Source organism: Streptomyces pseudovenezuelae, from assembly GCF_001513955.1.
GTDB lineage: Bacteria > Actinomycetota > Actinomycetes > Streptomycetales > Streptomycetaceae > Streptomyces > Streptomyces pseudovenezuelae.
The window spans coordinates 1-22,697 of the sequence record NZ_KQ948156.1 but is presented as its reverse complement, the minus strand read 5'-3'; the positions used below and the strand labels follow the sequence as shown (position 1 = coordinate 22,697).

Annotated in this window: 18 protein-coding genes; 7 read left to right on the top strand and 11 right to left on the bottom strand. The window is 70.7% G+C overall.

Annotated features, from left to right (window positions below; all coding sequences use genetic code 11):
• Positions 1–90 precede the first annotated feature (90 nt).
• Both AQI94_RS41435 and AQI94_RS41430 read right to left on the bottom strand, forming a co-directional pair.
• Positions 91–4,164 carry a beta-galactosidase gene (locus AQI94_RS41435; RefSeq protein WP_051832679.1) on the bottom strand — a complete coding sequence of 1,358 codons (4,074 nt, stop codon included), beginning with the start codon at positions 4,162–4,164 and terminating at the stop codon, positions 91–93.
• Between the two features lie 532 nt (positions 4,165–4,696).
• On the bottom strand, positions 4,697–5,881 hold the full coding sequence (locus tag AQI94_RS41430; protein WP_031055414.1) for an ROK family transcriptional regulator: 1,185 nt from the start codon (positions 5,879–5,881) through the stop codon (positions 4,697–4,699).
• Between the two features lie 136 nt (positions 5,882–6,017).
• Here AQI94_RS41430 and AQI94_RS41425 point away from each other — a divergent pair, with 136 nt between their 5' ends.
• On the top strand, positions 6,018–7,475 hold the full coding sequence (locus tag AQI94_RS41425) for an APC family permease (RefSeq protein WP_031055411.1): 1,458 nt from the start codon (positions 6,018–6,020) through the stop codon (positions 7,473–7,475).
• A 64-nt stretch (positions 7,476–7,539) separates the two neighbouring features.
• On the opposite strand, the gene AQI94_RS46360 is transcribed toward AQI94_RS41425, so the two are convergent.
• The 5 genes from AQI94_RS46360 to AQI94_RS41400 all read right to left on the bottom strand — a co-directional run bounded on the left by AQI94_RS46360 (position 7,540) and on the right by AQI94_RS41400 (position 14,746).
• Positions 7,540–9,312 carry an RICIN domain-containing protein gene (locus tag AQI94_RS46360; protein ID WP_031055408.1) on the bottom strand — a complete coding sequence of 591 codons (1,773 nt, stop codon included), beginning with the start codon at positions 9,310–9,312 and terminating at the stop codon, positions 7,540–7,542.
• Positions 9,313–9,499: 187 nt separating this feature from the next.
• Complete coding sequence (locus AQI94_RS41415) at positions 9,500–10,321, bottom strand: carbohydrate ABC transporter permease (protein ID WP_031055405.1); 822 nt, start codon at positions 10,319–10,321, stop codon at positions 9,500–9,502.
• Positions 10,318–11,301, bottom strand: coding sequence for a carbohydrate ABC transporter permease (locus AQI94_RS41410; protein WP_031055402.1), 984 nt, complete (start codon positions 11,299–11,301; stop codon positions 10,318–10,320). The genes AQI94_RS41415 and AQI94_RS41410 overlap by 4 nt, the downstream gene beginning before the upstream one ends.
• A 115-nt stretch (positions 11,302–11,416) precedes the next feature.
• Positions 11,417–12,670, bottom strand: coding sequence for a sugar ABC transporter substrate-binding protein (locus AQI94_RS41405; protein ID WP_031055400.1), 1,254 nt, complete (start codon positions 12,668–12,670; stop codon positions 11,417–11,419).
• Positions 12,671–12,760: 90 nt separating this feature from the next.
• Positions 12,761–14,746: a glycoside hydrolase family 127 protein gene (locus AQI94_RS41400; RefSeq protein WP_031055397.1), complete on the bottom strand. Its 1,986-nt coding sequence runs from the start codon at positions 14,744–14,746 to the stop codon at positions 12,761–12,763.
• A gap of 261 nt (positions 14,747–15,007) precedes the next feature.
• Here AQI94_RS41400 and AQI94_RS41395 point away from each other — a divergent pair, with 261 nt between their 5' ends.
• Complete coding sequence (locus tag AQI94_RS41395) at positions 15,008–16,027, top strand: LacI family DNA-binding transcriptional regulator (protein ID WP_031055395.1); 1,020 nt, start codon at positions 15,008–15,010, stop codon at positions 16,025–16,027.
• Positions 16,028–16,109: 82 nt separating this feature from the next.
• Here the strand turns inward: AQI94_RS41395 and AQI94_RS41390 are convergent, their stop codons facing one another.
• The 3 genes from AQI94_RS41390 to AQI94_RS41385 all read right to left on the bottom strand — a co-directional run bounded on the left by AQI94_RS41390 (position 16,110) and on the right by AQI94_RS41385 (position 18,292).
• Positions 16,110–16,967 (bottom strand): oxygenase MpaB family protein, encoded by an 858-nt coding sequence (locus AQI94_RS41390; RefSeq protein WP_031055392.1) that lies wholly within the window; start codon positions 16,965–16,967, stop codon positions 16,110–16,112.
• A gap of 174 nt (positions 16,968–17,141) precedes the next feature.
• The gene (locus tag AQI94_RS45260) at positions 17,142–17,291 is read right to left on the bottom strand and encodes a hypothetical protein (protein WP_167348048.1); all 150 of its coding nucleotides are present in this window, start codon (positions 17,289–17,291) and stop codon (positions 17,142–17,144) included.
• 206 nt (positions 17,292–17,497) lie between these two features.
• Positions 17,498–18,292, bottom strand: coding sequence for an alpha/beta fold hydrolase (locus AQI94_RS41385; RefSeq protein ID WP_031055391.1), 795 nt, complete (start codon positions 18,290–18,292; stop codon positions 17,498–17,500).
• Positions 18,293–18,354: 62 nt separating this feature from the next.
• Here AQI94_RS41385 and AQI94_RS41380 point away from each other — a divergent pair, with 62 nt between their 5' ends.
• From AQI94_RS41380 to AQI94_RS41360, 5 genes are all read left to right on the top strand, one after another.
• Positions 18,355–18,774, top strand: a complete 420-nt coding sequence (locus AQI94_RS41380; RefSeq protein WP_031055388.1) for a MarR family winged helix-turn-helix transcriptional regulator — start codon at positions 18,355–18,357, stop codon at positions 18,772–18,774.
• Positions 18,775–18,916: 142 nt separating this feature from the next.
• Complete coding sequence (locus AQI94_RS41375; protein WP_031055385.1) at positions 18,917–19,408, top strand: DUF2975 domain-containing protein; 492 nt, start codon at positions 18,917–18,919, stop codon at positions 19,406–19,408.
• Positions 19,408–19,629, top strand: a complete 222-nt coding sequence (locus AQI94_RS41370) for a helix-turn-helix domain-containing protein (RefSeq protein ID WP_031055381.1) — start codon at positions 19,408–19,410, stop codon at positions 19,627–19,629. The genes AQI94_RS41375 and AQI94_RS41370 overlap by 1 nt, the downstream gene beginning before the upstream one ends.
• Positions 19,630–19,670: 41 nt before the next feature.
• Positions 19,671–20,711 (top strand): adenosine deaminase, encoded by a 1,041-nt coding sequence (gene add / locus AQI94_RS41365; RefSeq protein WP_051832667.1) that lies wholly within the window; start codon positions 19,671–19,673, stop codon positions 20,709–20,711.
• Between the two features lie 204 nt (positions 20,712–20,915).
• Positions 20,916–21,494, top strand: coding sequence for a hypothetical protein (locus AQI94_RS41360; protein ID WP_031055376.1), 579 nt, complete (start codon positions 20,916–20,918; stop codon positions 21,492–21,494).
• Positions 21,495–21,558: 64 nt separating this feature from the next.
• Here the strand turns inward: AQI94_RS41360 and AQI94_RS41355 are convergent, their stop codons facing one another.
• Complete coding sequence (locus AQI94_RS41355; protein ID WP_031055373.1) at positions 21,559–22,329, bottom strand: polysaccharide deacetylase family protein; 771 nt, start codon at positions 22,327–22,329, stop codon at positions 21,559–21,561.
• Positions 22,330–22,697: the final 368 nt, after the last annotated feature.

The following is a 22,697-nucleotide window of genomic DNA, read 5'->3' as shown; positions in this document are numbered from 1 at the left end:
CGTGGTCCGGTCACCGGCCCGTGCTTCTGGTCCCCGTCCCTGTCGGGGGATGAGGACCAGAAGCCGGTGCCCGCTCTGCCGCTACGGCCGTCAGCCGCACGTCAGGGTCGGTACCCCCCAGTCGCCGTGGTCGTTGCCGTTGCCGTCACCGGCGTCGCCGACCTTGAGGTCGACCACCTGGGCGCCGCTCACGTCGACGTCGACGGGCACGGCGGCCTGTCTGCCGCCGATCGTCGGCGTGGTCACCAGGTTCTTGCCGTCGGCGATCACGGAGAACGTCACCGTGCCCGCACCGCTCGTCTCGTCGTCGACACCCACCTGCGCCGTCAACCGCGAGCAGCGTCCGCCGAGATAGAGCTGGACGTCACTGAGCGCGTTGGTGCCGAGGCCCCTGGCGTATCCCACGCCGCCGATGGTGATCGCCCGGCCGTCCCCGGCCGCCTGCTCGCCGACGCTGCTGTCGCGCTCCACGGGACCCCATCCGTTGCTGGAGGACAGGAACGGCAGGTCGCTCACCGCGGTCTTCCCGGCCGGTGGAGCGGGCGGTATCCCGCCGACGATGCGCTCGTCGGAGCCGGTGGCCTGCCGTCCGTTCTGTACGTAGCGCACCGTGGTGGTGAGTGCCGAGGCGGACGGCAGGTCCCCCGCCGGTGGCTGGACCTTCCAGGTGAAGGCGGCCGATCCGCCCGGCTTCAGGCTCTTGAGGGACAGCGGGCTCGTGGCGCTGACGCTCCAGCCCTCGGGGGCGGCTATTGCGGCCGTCAGCCGGGACGCGGACGTCCCGTCCTTCGGCACCCGCACGGTCGTCCGGGCCGTGAAGGCCTCCCCCGGCTGGGCCGTGTCCGGCACCTCCAGGGCGACCTCCGCTCCCGGGCGCCTGGGCATCGCGTACTTCCGGGCGTCGTAGCGCGGGCTGTCGTTCTGTGCTACCCGCAGGGAGGAGGTGTAGCTGCCGTAGCCGGTGAGCGAGACCTTGCCGAGGCCGCCGGTGCTGCCGTCCAGGTTCCACACCGCGACGGCGATGCTGTTGTGGCCGTTCGGGTTCAGGATTCCGTCGGGGACGGGGAAGGTGTGCTGCGGGCCGAGGTAGTTGACGTAGTTGCCGACCTGCCAGCCGTTCACGAAGAGCGTGGCCCGGTACTTGCGTGACGGGTCGTCGGTGAAGGTCAGGCCGAGCGAGGTGTCCTGGCCCTTCGGCAGGTCCAGCTCGGCGTCGGTCCGGTACCACGAGACCCCGGGGCGGGTGTCGGTGGTGGGCAGGGCTACCCGGTCCCACTTGGCGTCCGGGTAGCCCGGCAGCGACCAGCCCGCCCGCTCGCCGTACAGGCCGCCCGTCGAGAGCGGGCCGCGCACGGTGTCCTGGAGGTCCTCGCCACCGCGTACACCCTGGAGGCGCCAGGTGACCGAGGTCAGCGGGGCTCCGACGAGGGAGGCGCTGGTCAGGCCGCGGGCGGTCTTGTTGCCGTTGGTGGAGTTGTAGTCCTCCTCATGTCCCATGTTCACGGTGAGCACGGAGATGACGTTGTCCCCCTGGGACTCGACCGAGCCGGCCGGGAAGGTGAAGTCGGCGCTGCCGGTGGTGGAACTGCCGAGGAAGGTGCCGTTGAGCCAGGCCGAGAAGGCCTGCGCACCGCCGCCGGAGTCCGAGACCAGGTGGATGCCGGTCTCCTTGCCGGTGGCGCGGAAGCGGCCGCGGTACCAGGTGTTGCCGGTGTGGAAGCCGTAGTCGTCCGCGTAGAGCACCGGCAGCTTGGTGATGCCGGAGACGCTGTTGGTCGTGGTCCTGTCGGCCACCTGCCAACCGGTGTCGTCGAAGCCGGGGGTCGCTTCGGGGGACTCCTCGGCGTGCTTCCAGTTCGTCAGGGCCGGCAGGTGCACCGCGGCGGCCACCGGGATCGTGCCGGTGCGGCTTCCCGTGTCGGTGGTCCGGGTCTTGACGGCCTTGCCGTTCCAGGTGACGTGGTCGGCGGCGGCGAACACCTCGATGTTCTTGTCGTCGGCGTTGTCGCCGGTGAGCGCCACGGTCCGGCCGCCGTCCCGGCTGGTCGCCGTCCGCAGCAGGTGCGTGCCGCGCACCAGCACCGGGCCGGTCGCGGTGTCCTGGCGCCAGAAGGTCTTCGCCGTGGCCTTGTCGCCCACGAGCAGCAGCAGGGGGCGCTGTCCGCCGCCGCTGACGCTGATCCGGACGAGTCCCTTGTGGGTGTAGTTCAGCCGCAGGTCACCGGTGGCCGGGTCCCAGGTGGTCGTGGCGGTGCCGCCGCTGGTGGTCACCGTGGGCTTCGAGGAGTAGCGCAGGACGGTCTCGCCGTCGCTGTCCTGGTCGCCGTAGAGCACGGCGACGTCCCGGTCACCGATGGTCGCGCCGGTCATGAGCTCGGAGGTCGAGTACTGCAACTGCGCTTCCCCGAGGCGGTAGTTCGCCACGATCACATGGGAGTCGCGTCCGTCGAGCGTGATCGCGGTGCCCGGCTGCTGGGGCACGACCGGGTAGGTCGGTTCCGAGGCGGCGCTACCGGTCGGCACGTCGATGGCGTCGACGGCCACGTAGTTGTCGGTGGACCCCGAGCCGTGGTTGCCGACGACGACGATCTTCAGCGTGTGCGCCCCGGGAGCCAGACCGGTCTTCTGGAAGATCACCGCCTGGCTCTCGCCGCCGGAGTCGTCGACGGTCGCGACCTTGGTGCCGTCGAGGTAGACGTCGGCGTTGCCGTGGTTGTTCGTCTTCGAGCCGATCCAGCGGATCGCGGTGCCGTCGAAGGGGACGGTGAGCGAGTCACCGGCCTTGTTGGAGAACGACTCGGTGTGCTTGTAGTCGCCGCCCGTATAGCTGGTGTCCGCGACGTGCGACCACGAACCGGCGTACTGGAGCGCGGAGTCGGGGTCGTCCCAGGTGTAGCTGGTGTCCGCGGCCGGCTGGGCGTTGAAGTCCAGGGAGATGTGGGCCTTGTCGACCGCCGTGGAGGTGGAGTTCCCGTGCCGCAGCACGTGGAACTGCGTCTTGGTGTCCGGGTTCATCCGGGCCGTGTCGACGACCGCCGAATCGTCCGGGGGCGTGGTCCTGATCGCGTCGGTCTTGGTCAGCGGGGCCACCGACTGGGTGAAGTACCCGATCAGCTTGTCCTCGTCGTACTTCGGATCGAGCTGCCGGGTCTCGCGGATCGCGGCCCCGTAGTCGTACGACGTGTAGTTCTGCGGCATGCTCAGCCAGCCCCAGTTGGTGCCGCCGTACGTCATGTAGAAGCTCTGCGCCGTCGCGCCGACCGCGATGTTCTGCTTGTAGAACACGTTCGCGAACTGGTCGTTGATCAGCTCGGCGCACTTGTCGTAGCCCGGGCCGCCCCAGGGGTCGAAGGCGCCGCCCTGGAACTCCGGGGAGTACAAAGGCTTGCCGGCCGGGTGGTCGTAGCTGATGTCGGGGACGCCGTTCCACTTCGCGGGGTTCGAGCAGTCGAAGCCCTGCGGGTAGGAGTCCGGACCGTCCACGTCCAGGGCGCCGGCACCGGAGTTGAAGGTGCCGTTGTTGTTGCCGGTGAGCGGCACGGTGATGCCGTCGGCGCGGGCCTTGTCCTCCAGGTGCTGCATGTAGGAGCGGGACGCCGCGGAGCCGTTGTAGTACTCGTTCTCGACCTGGTAGGCGATGACCGACCCGGTGCCGTTGGTGAGTTGGTGCCGGGCGATGATCCGGTCGATCTGGGTCAGCCACTCGTCGGCGTACGTGAGGAACCGCGGGTCGTTGCTGCGGTTGTTCTCGGCCTTGGTGGTCAGCCAGCCGGGCAGGCCGCCGCTGTCGACCTCGGCGTTGATGTACGGGGCGGGGCGCGCGATGACGTAGAGCCCGGCTTCCTCGGCCATGTCGAGGAGCTTGTCGACGTCGCGGACGCCGCTGAAGTCGTACACGCCCGGCTTGGGCGAGTGGTATCCCCAGTCGAAGTACAGGGAGGTGGAGTTGAAGCCGGCGGCCTTCATCTTCTGGAAGATGTCCCGCCACAGGTCCGGGCTCGGGAGCCGGAAGTAGTGGAACTCGCCGGACCAGAGGTAGGTGCGCTTGCCGTCGACGAGGAACGAATAGCCGTCGAGAGTCACCGTGTGCGCCTGCCGGTCGGCGGCCGGCGCGGCGGCGGATGCCTGCCCGCTCGCCTCCCGCGCCGTGGCGGGCGCGGTCATGCCCACGGCCAGGGCGATGGTCGCGGCCGTCGCGAGGACCGCCCTCCACCACCCACGGCGACCGGGTCTCGCCGTCTCTGCATCGGTCCGATTGCCTCGCACTGCGGCCTCCCTCTGCCTGAGCGATCAGCATCAAACAGACTCAGGCAAAGTCGAACAGTAAGGGGGCCGTTGGCTCAGCACAATGGGGCGGCAGAACACGGACGGGACGGCGGGGGCGGCTGATTGCGCCGGGCTGTCCAGCGGAGGCGGCTGACGGCTGGAGGGCTGCCGGCGCATCCCGTCAGGACGGGACCGGCGGCGCCGGCAGGCGGCTCGGCCTCAGCCCGCCTCGCCGAGCACGCTCGTCCGGGGAAAGTTGCCTGGGCCGCACGGGTGTTGGGGGTGCGCAGCGGCGAACTCGACGTCATCCGGCGGCCGTTCGTCGCTCCGACCCGGGTGGTGCGCCGGCCCCCCGCGCCCCCGCCGCAACCGTGAACCCCCGCACGGCGCGGTACGGCCTCTCGATCAGAACGGCCCGCAACCGGACCGCTCAGGACACCGCCGACCGGCGCTCGAACACGACCTCCCGGGCGGTCCCGAGGGCCGTCGCCACCGCTCCGAGCAGTACCGCGTCCTCGCCCAGCCGGCTCGGAGCGAGCTTCGGACGCAGCGGGGTCAGGGCCCTGAGGTTGTCGCGCACCGGCTTCAGCAGGAGGTCCACACTGTGCCCGACCCCGCCGCCCAGGACCACGAGATCCGGGTCGAGCACGGCCGCCGCCACGGCAACCGTGTGGGCGATGCGCTCACCCTCCAGCCGGACCGCCCGGACCGCCGCGTCGTCTCCCTGCCGGGCCGCGTCGAACACGGACTTCGCCGTGAGCTGTCCCCGCATGCCGAACCGGCGCGCCGCCTCCACCACCGCCACGCCCGAGACCGCGTCCTCCAGCCGCTCCGGCTTCTGCTGCCCCGGCCACGGCAGGAACCCGATCTCCCCGGCGAGACCGTGCGCACCCGTGAACAACCGCCCGTCGGCCACCACGCCCATGCCCAGACCGGTACCGATGAGGATGTACGCGAACAGCCGGCTGCCCGCCCCGACGCCGTACGTGTACTCGCCGAGGGCCGCGAGATTGGCGTCGTTGTGCACCTCCAGCGGGACACCGAGTTCCTCGCGCATCCGGTCGAAGAGCCCGGCCCGCCCCCAGCCCGGCAGATGCATCGCGTACCGCACCCGGCGGTGCTCCTCGTCGTACACACCGGGCGTGCCCACCACCGCGTGCACCACCTCCACCGGCGCCACACCCGAGTCGGCGACCACCTGCCGGGCCGTCGACACCACCAGGTCGGCCATGGCTCCCGAGCTGCGGGCCTGGTTGCGCACGTCGGAGCGGGCGACGACGGTGCCGTCCAGGTCGGCCACGGCCACCCGCAGCCAGCTGCGGCCGATGTCGACGCCGAGCACATGACCGGCCGCCGGATCGGGCGCGTACAGCACCGCCGTCCGACCCCGCTCGGGTACGTGGGTGCCCACCTCGCGGACCAGTCCGGCCGACTCCAGGGCGGCGAGGGCGCTGGAGACGGTCGGCTTGGACAGGCCCGTCCCCCGGGCGAGCTGGGCCCGGGACGTGGGGCCGTCCGCGCGCAGCCGCTCCAGCAGCAGGCGCTCGTTGGTGCTGCGCAGCCGCTGCCGGTTCCAGGGCTGGTCCTGTTGCTCCACGACGTCACCGGCGGCCATCGCACCATTCTCACGCACGGCGGGCCCCCTCTTGACGCATCAAGTAAGTCTCCTTAACTTTATCGGCCAACAGACACCGGATACCGGCCCGCACGCCGCGTCTCACTCCCTCGCGCCTCACACTCCAGGAGCCCTCATGTCCGGTAGCCCGCCGCCCAGCGGTGGTTTCGTCCGCCGCGTCGGCCTGTTCCAGGCCACGGCCATCAACATGAGCCAGATGTGCGGCATCGGCCCGTTCGTCACGATCCCGCTGATGGTCGCCGCGTTCGGCGGACCCCAGGCCGTGGTCGGATTCGTCGCGGGCGCGGTCCTCGCACTGGCCGACGGGCTGGTGTGGGCCGAGATGGGCGCGGCGATGCCCGGCTCCGGCGGCAGCTACGTCTATCTGCGCCAGGCCTTCCAGTACCGCACCGGCCGTCTGATGCCGTTCCTGTTCGTCTGGACGGCGATGCTCTTCATCCCGCTGATCATGTCGACCGGCGTGGTCGGTTTCGTCCAGTACCTGGGCTACCTCGCCCCCGACCTGGGACGGACCTCGGGCGATCTGATCGGCCTGGGCGTCATCGCCCTGGTCGTGGTGCTGCTGTGGCGGGGCATCGAGCACATCGCGCGGATCACGGCCGTGATGTGGGCGGTCATGATCACCTCGGTGCTCCTGGTCATCGTGGCCGCGGCGACCGACTTCAGCGCCCATCTGGCCTTCACCTACCCGGCGCACGCCTTCGACCTGGGCAGCAACACGTTCTGGATCGGCTTCGCGGGTGGCCTGACCATCGGCATCTACGACTACCTCGGCTACAACACCACGGCCTACATGGGCGCGGAGATCAAGGACCCGGGCCGCAATCTGCCCCGCTCGATCATCTTCTCCATCCTCGGCATCATGGCGATCTACCTGCTGTTGCAGATCGGCACACTGGGCGTGATCGACTGGCACCGGATGACGGACGCCAAGGACATCGCCTCCACCTCGGTGGCCTCGGCGGTACTGGAGGAGACCTGGGGCAAGGGGGCCGCCGACACCGTCACCGTCCTCATCCTCATCACGGCCTTCGCGTCGGTCTTCACCGGCCTGCTCGGCGGCTCGCGCGTGCCCTACGACGCGGCCCGCGACCGGGTCTTCTTCCGCCCCTACGCCAAGCTGCACCCCCAGCACCGCTTCCCGACCCTGGGCCTCGCGACGATGGGTGTGATCACGGCGATCGGGTTCCTGATCGGCCGTCACACCGACCTGGCGACCCTGATCCAGCTCCTCACGACGGTGATGGTCATCGTGCAGGCGCTGGCCCAGATCGTGGCGTTGAGCGTGCTGCGCAGGCGCCGGCCGACGCTGAAGCGGCCGTACCGGATGTGGCTCTACCCGGTGCCGAGCGTCATCGCCTTCGTCGGCTGGTGCGTGATCTACGGCTACGCCGACAAGAACTCGCCGGGCCGCCACCCCATCGAGTGGTCGCTGGCCTGGCTGGCCCTCGGCTGTGTGGCGTTCGTCCTGTGGGCCCGCTTCGAGAAGGTGTGGCCGTTCGGCCCGAAGGAGATCACGGAGGACTACGCGACGCCGGAGGAGACGGCACAGGCGGCGCCGGCCGGCACGTGACCTCACCGGAGACGGGGGAGCCCCGCGCCGGCCGGATCGTCGGCCTGCGCGGGGCCCGGGTGGGTCAGCGAGCGGTCAGTCTCCACAGATGGTCGGCGGTGCCGTTGTCGGACCACTGCAGGACCTGCGCGCCGGAGGACGTGCTCATCTGGTCCACTCCGAGCAGGCGGCCGCTGTTGTAGTTGGCGATCTTGTAGTAGCCGTCGCGGGCCGGGACGAACTGCCAGAGATGGTCGGCGGTGCCGTTGTCGCCCCAGATCAGGGCGGTGCCGCCGTCCCCGGTGCCCGCGTTGGTGATGCCCAGCAGCAGCCCGCTCTTCTGGTTGACGATCTTGTAGAGGCCCGAACCGGCGGACACGAGGGTCCAGTTCTGGTCGGTGCCGGTGGTGGACGCGGCCTGGACGACCGAAGTGCCCTGGGCGGTGCCCGCGTTGAGGGTGTCCAGTGCTAGTCCGCTGTTCCTGTTGGTGATCTGGTAGCGCCCGGCCAGCGAGGTGCTGGTGCCGCTCGGGGTGATCACCAGGTGGTAGCCGTCGGTGGCGTTCATGGTGACGGGCACGGTGACGGAGCCGTTGCTGACGCTGTAGTCGGTGTCGGAGATCGTGATCGGGCCGGAGGAGGCGGTGGTGCGGCCGGTGCCGGGGCTGTACTCCAGCTTCACGTGGACGGTGCTGCCGAAGGCGGACAGGGAGTTCAGGCCGTTGACCGTCACGGCACAGGCGCCGGCGCATCCGCCGGCGAGGACGCTGATCTGGTTGCCCGAGCCGTTGCGCGAGGCGAGGCCGTCGATTCCGGTCTGGGCGGGGGGCGTGGTGGCCAGCATGGAGCCGGACATGTCGCCGTACCACTTGTACGTCCAGTAGGACCCGTTGGGCGATCCGCCGGTGTCGGTCAGGGTGTCGCCGAGGGTGCCGTAGTGGTTCCAGAAGGCGAGCTCCGCGTCCCGTACGCCGGTCCGCTCGAATTTGGCGGCGTAGCCGATGAGGGCACCGGAGTTGCCCATCTCGGAGGGCGTGCCGTACTCCTCGATGTCGATCGGCCGCGGGCTGATCCCGAGGCTCGACTCCAGCGCGCGGTACGCGGAGACGTGCGCGGCGATGTCCTGGCTGCCCTGGAGCTCGTGCCAGGCGATGACATCGGGGACCGTGCCGGAGGCCTTCGCGTCGGTGAGGAAGGAGCTCATCCAGGACTGGTTCCACGCCGAGTAGCTCGGGCCCTGGATCGGCGTCGTGGCGTCCTTGGCGCGGACCTCCTTGAACGTGCGCGCCCAACCCGCGTTGAACGCACCGGCGTTGGTGGTGTCCCAGGTCCAGTCGGGTTCGTTCCACAGCGCGTAGGCGCTGATGTTGGTGGCACCGGAGGCCTTCACGGAGGCCACCTGCTTGTCGACGGCGGACAGCCAGTCGCTCCAACTCACCCACTTGTAGGGGAAGTTCGGGTACCAGTCCGGCATCCGCACGACGACCTTGGCGCCCGCCCGGGCCGCCTTCGCGGCCACCTTGAGGGAGTCGCCCGCGGGAGCGGGCTCGCCGTTGGGCAGCTGGCTGCCGCCGGGTGCCATCTGGATGAAGGTGTTCGGCTTCAGCGCCGTGACCAGGCTGTCGGCCGGTGTGCTGTTGTCGGCGAGGCCGTAGAGGCTGCCGGTGCCGACGTGGGTGACGGACCGCAGGGTCTGCGCGGCGTTGACCACCAGGGTGGTGGACGAGGTGGGCACGGCCGCGGCGGATCCGCCGGTCAGGGCGACGGCGCCGGCGGCCAGCGCCGTGGCGAGGACGGCGGCGGTACCGCGGCCGAGCGGGATTCTGGAGCGGCGGCGGGGGATCGGGGACGACGACATCGGCGGCTCTCCTGAAGTCTGGGTCAGGACATGTGGGTGGGTGGGTGCGCTGTGGACGGCCCGGGGACCGTCCGACCGGTTGCGTGGGGGCAGCGACCCGGTGAGGGGTCACCGCCGGGAACGCTGCAGGGCAGGGTGGAGCTCGGCCCCGCCCGGCCGGTGGGCCGGGGGCGGCAGGCACCGTGGTTCAGTCCTTGACCGCGCCCGCGGTCACTCCGGCGGCCACATAGCGCTGGGCGAGGACGAGCAGCACCGCGGCCGGCAGCGACGCGACGACGGCGGTGGCCATGATCGCGTTCCATTCCTGGTTGTTGTTGCCGATGTAGTGGTAGATGCCGAGGGTGATCGGACGCAGGTCGCCGCCGCCGTCGAGGGTGTTGGCGAAGACGAAGTCGGACCAGGCCCACAGGAAGCTGAACAGCGAGACCGTGACGAGCGCGTTGCGGCTCACCGGGAGCACCACGGACCGGAAGGTGCGGAAGGTCCCGGCCCCGTCGATCCGGGCCGCGGCGATCAGCTCACCGGGGATGCCCGACATGAACGCCGTGAAGATCATGACGCCGAACGGCACCGCGATGGTGGAGTCGGCGATGATCAGGCCCCACCAGGAGTTCAGCAGTCCCAGGTCGAGGAATATGCCGTAGAAGCCCATCGCCATGACGATGCCGGGGATCATCTGGGCGACCAGCAGGGCGAGACCGAGGAGACCCCCGCCCGGAGGGCGGAGCTTGGCCAGCGCGAAGCCGGCCGGGGCGGCGAGCAGCAGGGTGAGAACGACCGTGCCGGCACCGATGAGCAGGCTGGTGCCGAGATAGGGCATCTGGTCGTCGAGGACGGCGCGGTAGCCCTCGAAAGTCGGGTGCAGGGGCAGCAGGTCGGGCGGGCTCTTGCGCATGTCCTGCTGCGGGGTCAGGGACACGTTGATCATCCAGTAGACCGGGAACAGCATCACGGCGGTCAGCAGGAGGCCGATGACGGTGTAACGGCGCTTTCCCGTACGGGACTTCATGCTTCCTGCCTCCTCTGGACGCGGATGTAGAGCAGTCCGAAGACGAGGGCGATGAGGATGAGGATGTTGCCGACGGCGGCCCCGGGACCGAACTTCGGGAGCAGGGAGCCGAAGCCGAGCTGGTAGGACCAGGTCGCCAGCGTGGAGGAGGCGTCGCTGGGACCGCCCTTGGTCATGATCCAGATCAGGTCGAACACCTTCAGGGTGTAGACGAGACCCAGCAGCAGCGTGATCGCGGAGACCGGCCGCAGCAGCGGAAAGGTGATCCGCCGGAACTGCTGCCAGGCACTCGCCCCGTCCAGGGAGGCCGCCTCGTAGAGCTCGCCGGGGATGTTCTGCAACCCGCTGTAGAGGATGACCAGGTTGAACGGGATGCCGATCCAGATGTTGGCGATGATGACCGAGGTCAGGGCCCAGTGCGGCGAGTTGAGCCAGTCGACCGGGGCCACGCCCACCGTGCGCAGGGCGTGGTTGAGGACTCCGGACTCGCTGTTGAGCATCCACGACCAGGTCGACGCCGACACGATCAGCGGCAGCAGCCAGGGGATCAGGAACAGCGCCCGGAGCGTGGCGGCCAGCCGGAAGTGCCGGTTGAAGAAGACCGCGAGGGCGAGCCCGGCACCGTACTGGAAGGCGATCGACACGAAGGTGAAGATCATGGTGTGGCGCATCGCCGGACCGAAGGTGGGATCGTCCAGGACGGTCCTGAAGTTGTCCAGCCCGGAGAACGGCGCGTCGCCCGCGACGAACGACCGGACCGTGTAGTCGCGCAGGCTCAGGTCGAGGTTGCGGTACAGGGGATAGACGTAGAACGCGGCCAGGTAGAGGGCCAGCGGCGCGAGGAACGCCAGTGCGGTCAGCCGGTTCCTGCGGCGCCGGTGGCGCCGCAGGGCCGGACCGTCCGCCGGGTCGGCGGTGCCGGTTTCCCGGGGCCTGGCCGGGGACCGCGGGGCGCGGCGGTCGACGCGGGCGAGGGTCATGCGGACTCCTGGAGGGGGTGGCCCGCCCGGGACCGGTGCGGGTGCCCGGGCGGTGGCGAGTGCCGTGCGGCGGCCGGGGACAGGACCCCGGAAGGTGCCGCTGGGGCGTCGAGGGTCAGCTCCCGCCCTTGTCCGCGGCCTTCTGGGCGGCGTCGAGAGCGGCCTGCGGGCTCTGGCCCCCGGACAGGGCGCTCTGCACGGCCGTCCACATCGGCTGCGAGATGGTGGGGTACTTGGTGCCCAGGCCGCCGCTGGTGCGCCCCCGCGCCGCGGCCACCGCGTCGACCCACGGCTTCAGTTCGGGGTTCGCCTTGACCTGCTCGGTCTGCACCGCCGCGGTGGGAGCGACGTAGGCCAGGGTCGTGTCCGTGGCCAGGAGGTTGGCGGAGCTGGTCAGGCAGGTGACGATCTTCTTGGTGACGTCGTAGCGTCCGCTGTCCTTCTGGATGGGGACGGTGACGAACTCGCCGCCGGTCGGCACCGGTGCCGCTCCGCCGCTCTGGCCGGGGATGCTGATGACGCCGTAGTCGAAGCCGGCCTTGTCGGCGTTGCCGAGCTGCCAGGTGCCGTTCTCGCCGAACGCGTACGTGCCGGTGGCGAACTCCTGCCAGCTGGTGGTCTGGGTGTTCTGCAGGACGTCCTTGGGAGCCAGGCCGTCGTCGACCCAGCCCTTCCACAGGGACAGCGCGGCGACGCCCTTGGCCGAGTCGAGCTGGGTGAGGTCGCCGCCGGCGCCCCAGAACCAGGGCAGGAACTGGAAGCTGCCCTCCTCGGTGTTGATGGCGGAGAAGGTGATGCCCTTCTTGCCGGCCGCCTTCACCTTCTTCAGGGCGGCGGTGAGCGAGTTCCAGTCCTTGACGGAGGCCGGGTCGACGCCCGCGGCGGCGAGGACCTTCTTGTTGTAGTAGAGGGCGAGGGTGTTGGCGCCGATCGGGACACCGTAGGAGGAGCCGTCGATCTCGCCCGCGCCGAGGATGTTCTTCTGGATCGACTTGGTGTCCAGGCCGAGATCGCCGGTCTTGTTGAGGATGCCCGCCTCCACCAGCGTGGAGACGACCGGGTTGTCGACGAGCATCACGTCGGGGGCGTTGCCCTGCTGGGCGGCGAGCAGGGCCTTGTTGCCCAGGTCCGTGGTGTCCATCGCGGTGCGCTTGACCTTGACCCCGGCCTCGGTGCCGCACTTGCCGACCAGCTTTCCCCACGCCGACGAGGCGTCGAACTGCGGGTACGGGTCCCAGAAGGTGTACGTCCCGCCGGAGCCGCCGGTCCCGGAGGCGGAGGAGTCGGAACCGCCTCCGCAGGCGGCGACGGAGGTGAGCGCGCCGACGGTGGCGACGGCGCATATCAGGGTGCGACGGGTGTTTCTCACGGCGACCTCGTTGTCTTGGGACGGCTCATCGGGAGGGGCGGTGCGGGGTGTGCGGAGGGCCCTGGAGGCCCAGCGGGTTGTCGGTCGGGCTCAGAGGGTGGGCAGCCAGACCCGCATGCTGCCGTCCTGGCGGTTGGCCCACGCGTAGTAGGGCACGGCGGTGAGTTCGACGGGAGCGGGTTCCGTCGCGGGGGCCTGGGCCTCGGCGGGGGCGTAGGGCCACCAGCCGTTCTCGGCACGGGGCCGGCGGTGCCCGGCGGCCGTCACGGTGGTCACGCCGCCCAGCAGGTCGGGGCGGTGCGCATCGGCGAGCGGGACGCCGGGGTCCAGGACGATGTCGTCGAGACCGCCGCCGGGATGGTCGAGCCCCTCCAGGCAGTACACGAGCGGTCCGCGCTCGATGGCGACGCAGCCGCGCACGGCGTCCACCCGGGGATCGGCAGCGGTGAGCCGTGGGGCCAGCGAGAGTTCGAGCACGACCCGGTCGCCCGGTGCCCAGGTCCGCTCCAGACGCAGCCAGCCGTCGGTGACGGGCGCGTCCGTCCGGTCGTACACCGTGTCCGCGCACCGGACCCGGTAGGTGCCGCACCACTGGGGGATGCGCAGGGAGAGGGTCCAGGGCCGGTCGGCCGGGGTCTCCTCGACCGTGAAGGCGATCGTGCCCTGCCAGGGGTAGTCGGTCTCGGCGCTCACCGCGACCGGGGTTCCGTCGAGCTCGCCGGTGTAGCGGCCGGTGACGTACTGGTGGATCTGGAGGCCGCTGCCGTCGCTGGAGGCGAGGTAGTGCTCCAGGGAGGCCAGCAGCCGCATCACGTTGGGCGGGCAGCAGGCGCAGCGGAACCAGCGGGTGCGGCGGGCCGACTGGTCGCCGCCGGGGTCGGTGTGGCCGTCGCGGACCTGGAGCGGGTTGACGTACAGCCAGCGCTCGCCGTCCAGCGACACGCCGGCCAGGAAGCCGTTGAACAGGGTGCGCTCGATCAGGTCGCCGTAGCGGGTCTCGCCGGTGAGCAGGGCCATGCGCCAGCTCCACTGGATCGAGGCGATGGCGGCACAGGTCTCGCAGTAGGCACGCTCGTTGGGCAGTTCGTACGGGTCACCGAAGTCCTCCTCCTCGTGGTGGGCGCCGAGGCCTCCCGTGAGATGGGTCTTGGCGGCGGTCATCGCGGCCCACAGCCGTTCCGTGACGGCGCGCAGTTCCGCGTCCCCGTTCTCCGTCGCCAGGTCGGTCGCGGCCGCCAGCAGGTACAACTGCCGTACGGCGTGCCCCTCGACGTCGGTCGCCTCGCGCAGCGGGACGCGGTCCTGGCAGTACGCCTCGCCGCCCAGCAGGCCGTGGCCGAAGCGGTCGACGAAGTAGCCGGCGAGGTCCAGGTAGCGGCGCTCCCCCGTCTCCCGGTACAGCTCGACCAGGGCGGTCTCGACCTCGGGATGGCCGTCGACGCCGTCGATCGGCTTGCCGCTGCCGGGCGGGCCGAAGACCGAGTCGATGTGGTCGGCGAACCGCACCGCCACGTCGAGGAGTTCACGGCGTCCGGTGGCCCGGTGGTGGGCGACGCCGGCCTGGATGAGGTGGCCCGCGCAGTACAACTCGTGGCTCCAGCGCAGGTTCTGGTAGCGCTCGCCGCCCTTGAGGAGCTGGAACCAGGTGTTCAGATAGCCGTCGGGCTGCTGGGCGTCCGCGACCAGGGAGACGATGCGCTCCACCTCCGCCGCGAGCGGGCCGTCCTCCTCGGGAGCCCGCCCCGCCAGCTGCCAGGACGCGGCCTCCAGCCACTTGTAGACGTCGGAGTCCACGAACGGGTAGCCGCCCTGGAACTCGCCCTCCGCGAGGCCGGCCACCACCCGCAGGTTGTTCAGGTTTCCGGCGGACTCCAGCAGTCCGGGACCCTGAGGAATGGATGTCCCGCCGTTCACCCGGCGCCGGGTGCTCCAGAAACCGCCCCGCACCTCGGCGGCGGCGGGGGCGAGCGCGGCCTTGGCGGCCGGTCCCGGACGGACCGGGCCCACGGGAGCGGCCGGTTGTCCGGACGGGGCCGGGGACTCGAAGGAGGGCACGGCGGAACGAGCGTCGGGCATGGCTCTCCGAACAGTTGGATGGGGCGCGGGCCGGGGATACGGTGCACTTCCGGTGCCACGGTGTCGGCAGCGTCGGGCAGGCGGTGGCCCGCTTTCCGGACTCACTTGGGAAAACGTTTTTCTGCCGGAAAAGTAGAGAGCTGGTGCGTACGAGTCAAGAGGTACGACCGAGTATTTTCCTGGCCCCGGGCAGGACTGGCCCGTGCGCGGGAACGGTGCCAGGATGTACAGCGCCGACCCTCTTCAGGAAAAGGATTGCGCGTGACCGCTGCTCCGGATTCCCCTGCCGCCGGACGGGCAAAGCTCGCCGATGTGGCCAAGCTGGCCGGCGTCAGTGTCGGAACGGCCTCCAAGGCGCTCAACGGCAACGGCAGGATGCGGCCCGAGACACGGCAACGGGTCCTGGCCGCCGTGGAGCAGCTCGACTTCCGTCCCAACCAGCACGCGCAGAGCCTGCACACGGGCCGCAGCTGGACCGTCGGCCTGATGACGACCGACGGCATCGGCCGCTTCAGCACCCCCGTCCTGCTCGGCGCCGAGGACGCGCTCGGCGCCGGGAAGATCTCGGTGCTGCTGTGCGACACCCGCGGGGACGCCATCCGCGAGCAGCATCATCTGCGCAACCTCATGGACCGGCGGGTGGACGGCATCATCGTCACCGGCCGCCGCACCGACCCGAGGCCGCCCCTGAAGGGCATCGAGCCGATCCCGACGGTCTACGCGCTCTCGCCGTCCACGGACCCGGACGACATCTCCGTCGTGTCGGACGACCTCAGTGGAGCACAGCTGGCCGTCGAACATCTGCTGGCGACCGGACGCACCCGGATCGCACATGTCACCGGCCCGGCACACCACGCGGCCGCCCAGGACCGCGCCCGCCACACCGTCGAGCTGCTGGAGCACTCCTCGCTCGAACTCGCCACCGGGCGTGTCCACTTCGGCGAGTGGAGCGAGGCGTGGGGGCGCCGCGCGGCGGAGGCGGTCCTGCGCATCGCCCCGGACACGGACGCGTTCTTCTGCGGCAACGACCAGATCGCCAGGGGCGTCGCCGACACCTTGCGCGAGAGCGGGCTGGACGTGCCGGGCAAGATCGCGATCGTGGGCTACGACAACTGGGACATCATGGCCCTGGCCTGCCGGCCCCCGCTCACCACGATCGACACGAACCTCTCCGAGATCGGCCGCCAGGCCGCCCTGCGGCTGCTCGACGCCATCGGCGCCCAGCCGGAACCCGGGCGGCACACGGTCCCCTGCCGTCTCGTGGTGCGCGAGTCGTCCTGACGCGCGGGCCCGGCGGGCGGAGAGCGCGCCGGGGAGGGCCGGTCAAGCGACTGTGGCCCACTTGGGAAACCCTTTTCTCGCCTCACTCGGTCCGGGAACGCGCCCCCGAGGTCATGGCCCAGCGGATGGTGTGCGTCAGCAGCAGACCCGAGGGCTGGACGGCGAGACCCTCCACGACAGGGATGCGGGGCAGTCGTAGCACGCTCCGTGCCCACGGCGGAAGCAGGGCGACCGCGTTGGCCGCCAGAACGCCGTAGAAGGGCCGCACGGCGAGCGGCAGGGGTGGGTGCAGCAGCAGGAACCGGGCGGCGGCCCAGGCGTCCGGGGTCGCCCGCAGCTCCGGCCGGTACGAGGCCAGACAGTCGGCCAGGGCCCGGCGGTCGCGGGGCGGATCCACCACGCCGAGGGCCTCAGCCACCCGCGCGGTGTCGGCCACGTAGTCGTCGTACCCCGCCGCGTCGAGCGGGCGGGCTCCGTAGCGTTCGTGCGCGCGCAGGAAGCTGTCGGTCTCGGAGGCGTGGACCCAGCCCAGCAGGTGCGGGTCCGCGGCGTGGTACGCGAGTCCGTCGGCCGTCGTCCCCCGCACCCGCTCGTGAATGCTCCGCACCCGCGCGACGGCGTCCTCGGCGTCGGTGGCGGTGCCGTAGGTCGTGACGGCCAGGAAGGTGCTGGTGCGCTGCAAGCGGCCCCAGGGATCACCGCGGAACCCGGAGTGCGCGGACACCGCGGCCATGGCCGTCGGATGCAGGGACTGCAGGAGGAGAGCGCTCAGTCCGCCGATGAACATCGACGCGTCACCATGGACGGTGCGGATGGGACGCTCGGGGCCGAACCACCGGGGCCCGGGCGTGTCGTGAATGCGGGCGCGGTTGGCCGGTCCGTCCGGACCGGCGACCCGCCGGAACACGGCTCTGCCCAGCCGATCACGAAGGTCGGTCATCCGCCACGCGCCTCCTTCCCCGGCCCGGGTGCGCACGCCTGGTCACTCTTCTTCGTCAGCGGCGGTGCGTACGGATGCAGGGAGCGGGGTCTCGCTCCTACGGCCGCCTCCGAGCGGCCCGCGCAGCGCTCGCGCGGACCGCTCGGAAACCCGGCGGCGTGACCTCTGCCCGTCTCAGCGGCTCCGTCCACGGAGCTTGCCGAGCAGTTGGCGCGCCTGCGCCCGGCGGCGCGGATCGGCCGAGGCACGGCGCACCTGCTCAGCGGCTCGCCGCCCCTGCGGGCTCCTGCTGAACTGCTTGATCTTCTCCAACATGCCTGGCATGACGGTCCTCCCCGGAAGGTCGACGACCACTTCGGTACAGCGCGGCCTGCGTACACAGGCGGCTACCCAGGGCACGTCGTCCCACCCCTGAAAGCCGGGATGTCAGGACGAGAGAGAGCAGCGGACGGGGGAGCCCGGTGACATAGGTGCGGACACTGGCCCCTCCCCGCCGGGGGCGCGCTCGCTCAGTGCTGACGCGAAGTCGCTCAATGCTGACGCGAAGTGCCGGTCGTCCGGCGAAGGTGCGCGTCGATGAGCGCGAAGGTGGCGTCCGGCTGTTCGATCTGCGGGAGGTGACCGGCCTCGGGGACGACCTCCAGTCGGCCGTCGCCGAACGCGTCGGCGTACACGGCGCCGTACGCGGGAGTGACGACGCGGTCGCTCTCGCCCCAGAGCAGGAGCGTGGGCACCTGGATCCCTCCCAGCCGGGGCAGCAGCGCGGGGTCGTGCATGTAGGGGTCGCCGGCGAGGATGCGCATGGTGGCCATGTTGGCCTGTCTGCGCGCGAGTTCGTCGGCCGGGATGTCGGCCGGATCGAGGTGGTAGCGCTCCGGGTCGTGCCAGGAGTGCTCCGCGACGCCCCGGGCGTCAAGGGCGAAGAAGTCGGTGATCGGTTCGGTCTCGACCCGTATGCCCACGGCGTCGATCAGGACGAGGCCGGTGATGCTTCCCGTGCTGTCGCGCGACGCCATGTCGGCGGCCACCCAGCCCCCGAGGGAGGAGCCGACGACGAGAACATCGCGCAGTCGGCGCTCGCGCAGAAGGTTCAGGTAGACGAGCGCGAGGTCGTCGACACCGGTGAGCCCAGCGGGACGGTGGGTGCCGTCCCAGCCGGGGTGCACGGGGGTGATCGTGTGCGCGGCGCCGGACAGATGCCGGGCGAGACCGGCGACGGTGGCCGGGCCTCCACCGCCGTGCAGGATCAGGACGGGCCTGCCCGCTCCGGCCTCGGACAGGGTGAGGGACAGGTCGGGGTACATGGCTGACGCGTTGAGGGACATGCCCATCACTGTAACTAAACATCTTTATATAAGCTAGCTTGGTCATGGCGTAGACTCATCGCATGCACGGTGAGCTGCAAGAACTCGGACGAGCGGTCAAGCAGGCCCAGTACCGACAGCACAGGGCCCTCGACAGCGCCCTCCAGTCCGTCGGCACGACCCTGGCCCAGTGGGACGCGCTGCGCGCGATCGGCCGCTCCCCCGGGGCATCCGCCCGCGAGCTGGCCGCGGCGACCTTCCAGACCGAGCAGGCCTTCGGCACGCTCGCCGGCCGCCTCACCGGCCAGGAGCTCGTGGAGCGCCGGCCTGGACACGGCCGACGCATCGAACACCACCTCACACCGGCCGGCGAGCAGGTCCTGGCGGCGGGCCGCAGGGTGGCCGACAAGGTGCTCGCCGACTGCTTCTCCGCCCTGCCCGACACGGACCGCGCGACCCTGCTCGATCTGCTCCGGCGTCTCACCGCGCCACGGGACGCCTGACGGAGGAGGAAACAGGGGGCGCCTCGCCGCCGCACGGGATAGCCGCCACACGGGATCGCCGCCGCTCCCGCCATCCGCAGCCCTTGCGCAACCTATCGAAAGTCGATAGGTTTCCATCGCAAGTCGATGGAAGGGTGAGGTCATGGGAAAGCTGGCTGTCGGTGCGCTGCGCGCCGTACTCCTGCTGGTGCTGGTCGGCACCGTGCTCGTACAGGCGTTGATGGTGTGGACGCTGGTCAGCGGGAAGGACCCGGAGGACGGAACGCTCCCGCTGACCGCGCTGCGTGTGATCACGGTCCTGGGCATGGTGTCGGTCCAGGTCGCCGTAGTGTGCGTGGGCCGCCTGGTGACGATGGTGCGACGCGGCACCGTGTTCTCCCACGCCGCCTTCCGGTACGTCGACGGCGTGATCGGCGCGATCGTGGCGGCCGCCCTCGTGTGGTTCGCCGTCACCGCCGTCAACGCGCCGGGCCAGCGGGACGATCCTGGCGTCAGCGTCATCATGGGCGGCATCGGCGTGGCCATCCTGGGGGTGGCTCTCATCGTGTACGTGCTGCGGATGCTGCTCGCCCAGGCCGTCGCGCGTGACGCCGAAGCGGCGCAGCTGCAGGCCGAACTGTCCGAGGTGATCTGATGCCGATCGCCGTCGACATCGACGTGATGCTGGCCAAGCGGAAGATGTCCGTGGGCGAGCTCGCGGACCGCGTCGGGATCACGCCGGCCAACCTGGCGGTGCTCAAGAACGGCCGCGCCAAGGCGGTACGTTTCGCGACGCTCGCCGCACTGTGCGAGGTGCTCGAATGCCAACCGGGTGACCTGCTGCGCTGGGAGGGGCAGGACACCGAGGACGGATGACGTGCCCCACGGCGTCCCGGGCAGCCGTAGGGTGAGGCACCATGCGCGACCTGGCCCAGCTGCCCAAGGCCCATCTGCATCTCCACCTCGAAGGCGCGATGCGTCCCGCCACGTTCAGGGAACTCCTGGACGAGGACGGCCAACAGCCTGACGCGCGGGGCGGGTTCACGTCCTTCGAGGACTTCACCTCCCTGTATCGCGCCGCCGCCCGGCTGGTACGCGAGGGCCCTCGCCAGAACCTGCTGCGGCTGGTGCGCGAGGTGGTCGAGGACGCCGCCGCGGACGGGGCGGTCTGGGTCGAGCCGCATCTCAATCCTCTGACCTACGTGGACGATCCGAAGGCCGCGCTCGACCTGCTGGATCTGGTGATCGACGAGGGGCGCGGGACTGCCGCCCGGCTGGGGATCGGTTTCGGCGTCCTGATGTTCGCCCGGCGCAACGGGGATCCCGCGCAGGCTGTCGAGACGGCCCGCCTCGCGGCACTTCGGGCGGACAGCGGCGTGGTCGCCTTCGGTCTGGCCGGCGACGAGGCCCACCATCCTCCCGGGCCGTTCGCCGAGGCATTCGCCATCGCCCGTGAAGCCGGGCTGATTTCCGCTCCGCACGCCGGTGAACTCGCCGGTCCGGCGAGTGTGCGCTCCGCACTCGATGTGCTCGGGGCGCGACGAATCGCCCACGGTGTACGAGCCATTGAGGATCCGGCCCTCCTCGCGCGCCTGGCGGCGGACGGCGTCGTCCTGGACGTCTGCCCCACCTCCAACGTCGCCCTCGGTGTCGTGGGATCCCTGTCCGTCCACCCCCTCCCGCTTCTGCTGCGAGCCGGTGTGCGCTGCACGCTCAACGCCGACGACCCGCTTCTGTTCGGCGCCGGCCTGCTGGACGAGTACGAATCCGCCCGCACGACCCTGGGGCTCAGCGACGCCCAACTCGCCGGGACGGCCCGCGTCTCGGTCGAAGCGTCAGGCGCCCCGCGCGCAATGGTCAAGAACGCGGTCGTCCGCATCGACGACTGGCTGGGAACCTCGTCCGAACAACAACACGCCGGTGACAGAGAGGACGGCACACACACCCTCTACGGGTAGGTGCGTCACAGCTGGCGGGGTGCGGGGTGGGACCGCAGGTGCAGGCGGACGTACCTCTCCGGGCGCACGGCGGTCAGCGGTGTGCGCCGGGCGAGGGAGCGATACGTCAGCTCGGCGGGCGATGTGAGGTGCCGTCAGCTCACGGGAGGCTGGGGAGGCGAACGCCCGCAGCGTACGGGCGTCATCCACGAGGAAGGACCAGCGATGAGCCGCAATGCCTCAGCCTCCGCCCGCATCCGTGTCGCCGCAGGCGTCGCCGCCCTGATCACCGTCGCGTGCACCGCCTCCGCCACCGCGTCCGGCCGCTCCCCCGGGGCCGACTCCCCCACCAAGCCGCGGGAGGCCGCCGCTCTGACCGGGTCCGCCAAGCTCGCCCGGACACTGGGAGACGACATCACCTTCACCTTCGACGCCCATCTCGCCGCCGAGCACCGGACGGACCCGGCCAAGGCCACCGGGACGTTCCGCTTCAGCCACTACCTCGACGGCGAGGGCGCCTGGGCCAGGGGGCGGATCGACTGCCTGGTCACCGGTGGGAAGGTCGCGGTCGCCACCGGTGTCATCACCGGCAGCGACCTGCCGGGAGCGAAGGGCAAGCGCGTGGGCTTCACCGTTCACGACCTGAGCCGGCATGACCGGTTGGGCTACAGCTGGGCCTCCGTGGGCAGCCCCGTGGAGACCAAGGACCTGCCCAAGTGCGTGAGTTCGGCGCCGTTCGAGCGCGTGAAGAACGGCACCGGCGACTTCCGGGTCCTGCCCTGGCAACCGGACTTCGTCGAGTAGGGCCGGCCCCCGACCCCCGACCCCCGGCCCACAGGCTCGCGGACCGCTCCCGCCGCTTCCGGAATCAGCGCACGGGGAAGCCGAAGGAGTAACCCTGCTCCCTGAGTGACGGCAGGATCCGGCGCAGGGCCTCGACGGTCTGGGAACGGTCGCCGCCCGCGTCGTGGAAGAGGAGGGTCGGACCACCCGGCAGTTCCCGTTGGACCGTGGCGACGATGGCGTCCGTGCCGGGCCGCTCGAAGTCCTTGGAGTCCACGTTCCAGCCCAGCGGACGCATGCCCCGGGAAGCGGCCAGCTTGCGGCTGTAGGGGGTGAAGGCGCCGCCGGGGGCCCGGTAGTACATCGGCCGGACACCGCCGGACGCCTGGGTGATCATGCGCTCGGCGTCGAGTATCTGCTGCGACTGGTAGGTCTCGGACTTCTTGTCCATGGTGGTGTCGTGGGACACGGAGTGGTCGCACAGTCGGTGCCCGGCGGCGACCACCTGCTTCACCAGCTCCGGGTGGGCCTGCGCCTGCGTCCCCACCATGCAGAACGTGGCCTTGACCCCGTACTCCCGCAGTACGTCGAGCACTTGGGGGGTCCATACGGGGTCGGGTCCGTCGTCGATCGTGATGTTGACGCCACGGGCCCCCTTGTCCGAGGCGTGCACGATGGACACGGCGACCGGCTTCACCGCACTGCCCGCCCCGGCCGCTGTGTTCGCCTTGGGCGACGCGCCACCGACGGCGTCGGCCTGCGCGGTCCACACGGAGGCACCGGCGGCGAGCAACGTCACCCCGAGCGCCGCCCCGAGCACCTTGCTGTTCCAGCCCCGCCCGCCGTGCCGTGCCATGTCCGCCTCGCTCCCGCGCAGTTACTCGTCGTTTCCCTGGCCACTCCGTGACCACCCCACTAGACGGGCAACGGCGGCTGCGGGATGCGTCCGTTACCGATCAAGGACAATTCCGGGGGATTTCGCGGACAACCGGGCCGACAGCAGGCGCGGACGGACGGGTTGACCCGCCGGTCGCCGGGAGGGAACGTTCACCGTCCTTCGCAGGATCGTGAACGCCGCCGCCTCCTTCCGACATAGCGTTCACTTCTCATCCATTGCAACGAATGCATGACTGACGTTGCGTTGCTTTCTGATCCGTTGCAATGAAATAGCGGACTCCACCTGCAGTTATTGCCGAGTGACGCAACAAGTATGTTGCCGGAACA

Coding starts and splice junctions, on each gene's coding strand:
- AQI94_RS41385 (WP_031055391.1), bottom strand. CDS start 18,292: ATGTCCCTCAACGCGTCAGCCATGTACCCCGACCTGTCCCTCACCCTG.
- AQI94_RS41415 (WP_031055405.1), bottom strand. CDS start 10,321: ATGAAGTCCCGTACGGGAAAGCGCCGTTACACCGTCATCGGCCTCCTG.
- AQI94_RS41425 (WP_031055411.1), top strand. CDS start 6,018: ATGTCCGGTAGCCCGCCGCCCAGCGGTGGTTTCGTCCGCCGCGTCGGC.
- AQI94_RS41380 (WP_031055388.1), top strand. CDS start 18,355: ATGCACGGTGAGCTGCAAGAACTCGGACGAGCGGTCAAGCAGGCCCAG.
- AQI94_RS41410 (WP_031055402.1), bottom strand. CDS start 11,301: ATGACCCTCGCCCGCGTCGACCGCCGCGCCCCGCGGTCCCCGGCCAGG.
- AQI94_RS46360 (WP_031055408.1), bottom strand. CDS start 9,312: ATGTCGTCGTCCCCGATCCCCCGCCGCCGCTCCAGAATCCCGCTCGGC.
- AQI94_RS41370 (WP_031055381.1), top strand. CDS start 19,408: ATGCCGATCGCCGTCGACATCGACGTGATGCTGGCCAAGCGGAAGATG.
- AQI94_RS45260 (WP_167348048.1), bottom strand. CDS start 17,291: ATGCCAGGCATGTTGGAGAAGATCAAGCAGTTCAGCAGGAGCCCGCAG.
- AQI94_RS41375 (WP_031055385.1), top strand. CDS start 18,917: ATGGGAAAGCTGGCTGTCGGTGCGCTGCGCGCCGTACTCCTGCTGGTG.
- AQI94_RS41430 (WP_031055414.1), bottom strand. CDS start 5,881: ATGGCCGCCGGTGACGTCGTGGAGCAACAGGACCAGCCCTGGAACCGG.
- AQI94_RS41435 (WP_051832679.1), bottom strand. CDS start 4,164: ATGACCGCGCCCGCCACGGCGCGGGAGGCGAGCGGGCAGGCATCCGCC.
- AQI94_RS41355 (WP_031055373.1), bottom strand. CDS start 22,329: ATGGCACGGCACGGCGGGCGGGGCTGGAACAGCAAGGTGCTCGGGGCG.
- AQI94_RS41400 (WP_031055397.1), bottom strand. CDS start 14,746: ATGCCCGACGCTCGTTCCGCCGTGCCCTCCTTCGAGTCCCCGGCCCCG.
- AQI94_RS41360 (WP_031055376.1), top strand. CDS start 20,916: ATGAGCCGCAATGCCTCAGCCTCCGCCCGCATCCGTGTCGCCGCAGGC.
- add (WP_051832667.1), top strand. CDS start 19,671: ATGCGCGACCTGGCCCAGCTGCCCAAGGCCCATCTGCATCTCCACCTC.
- AQI94_RS41390 (WP_031055392.1), bottom strand. CDS start 16,967: ATGACCGACCTTCGTGATCGGCTGGGCAGAGCCGTGTTCCGGCGGGTC.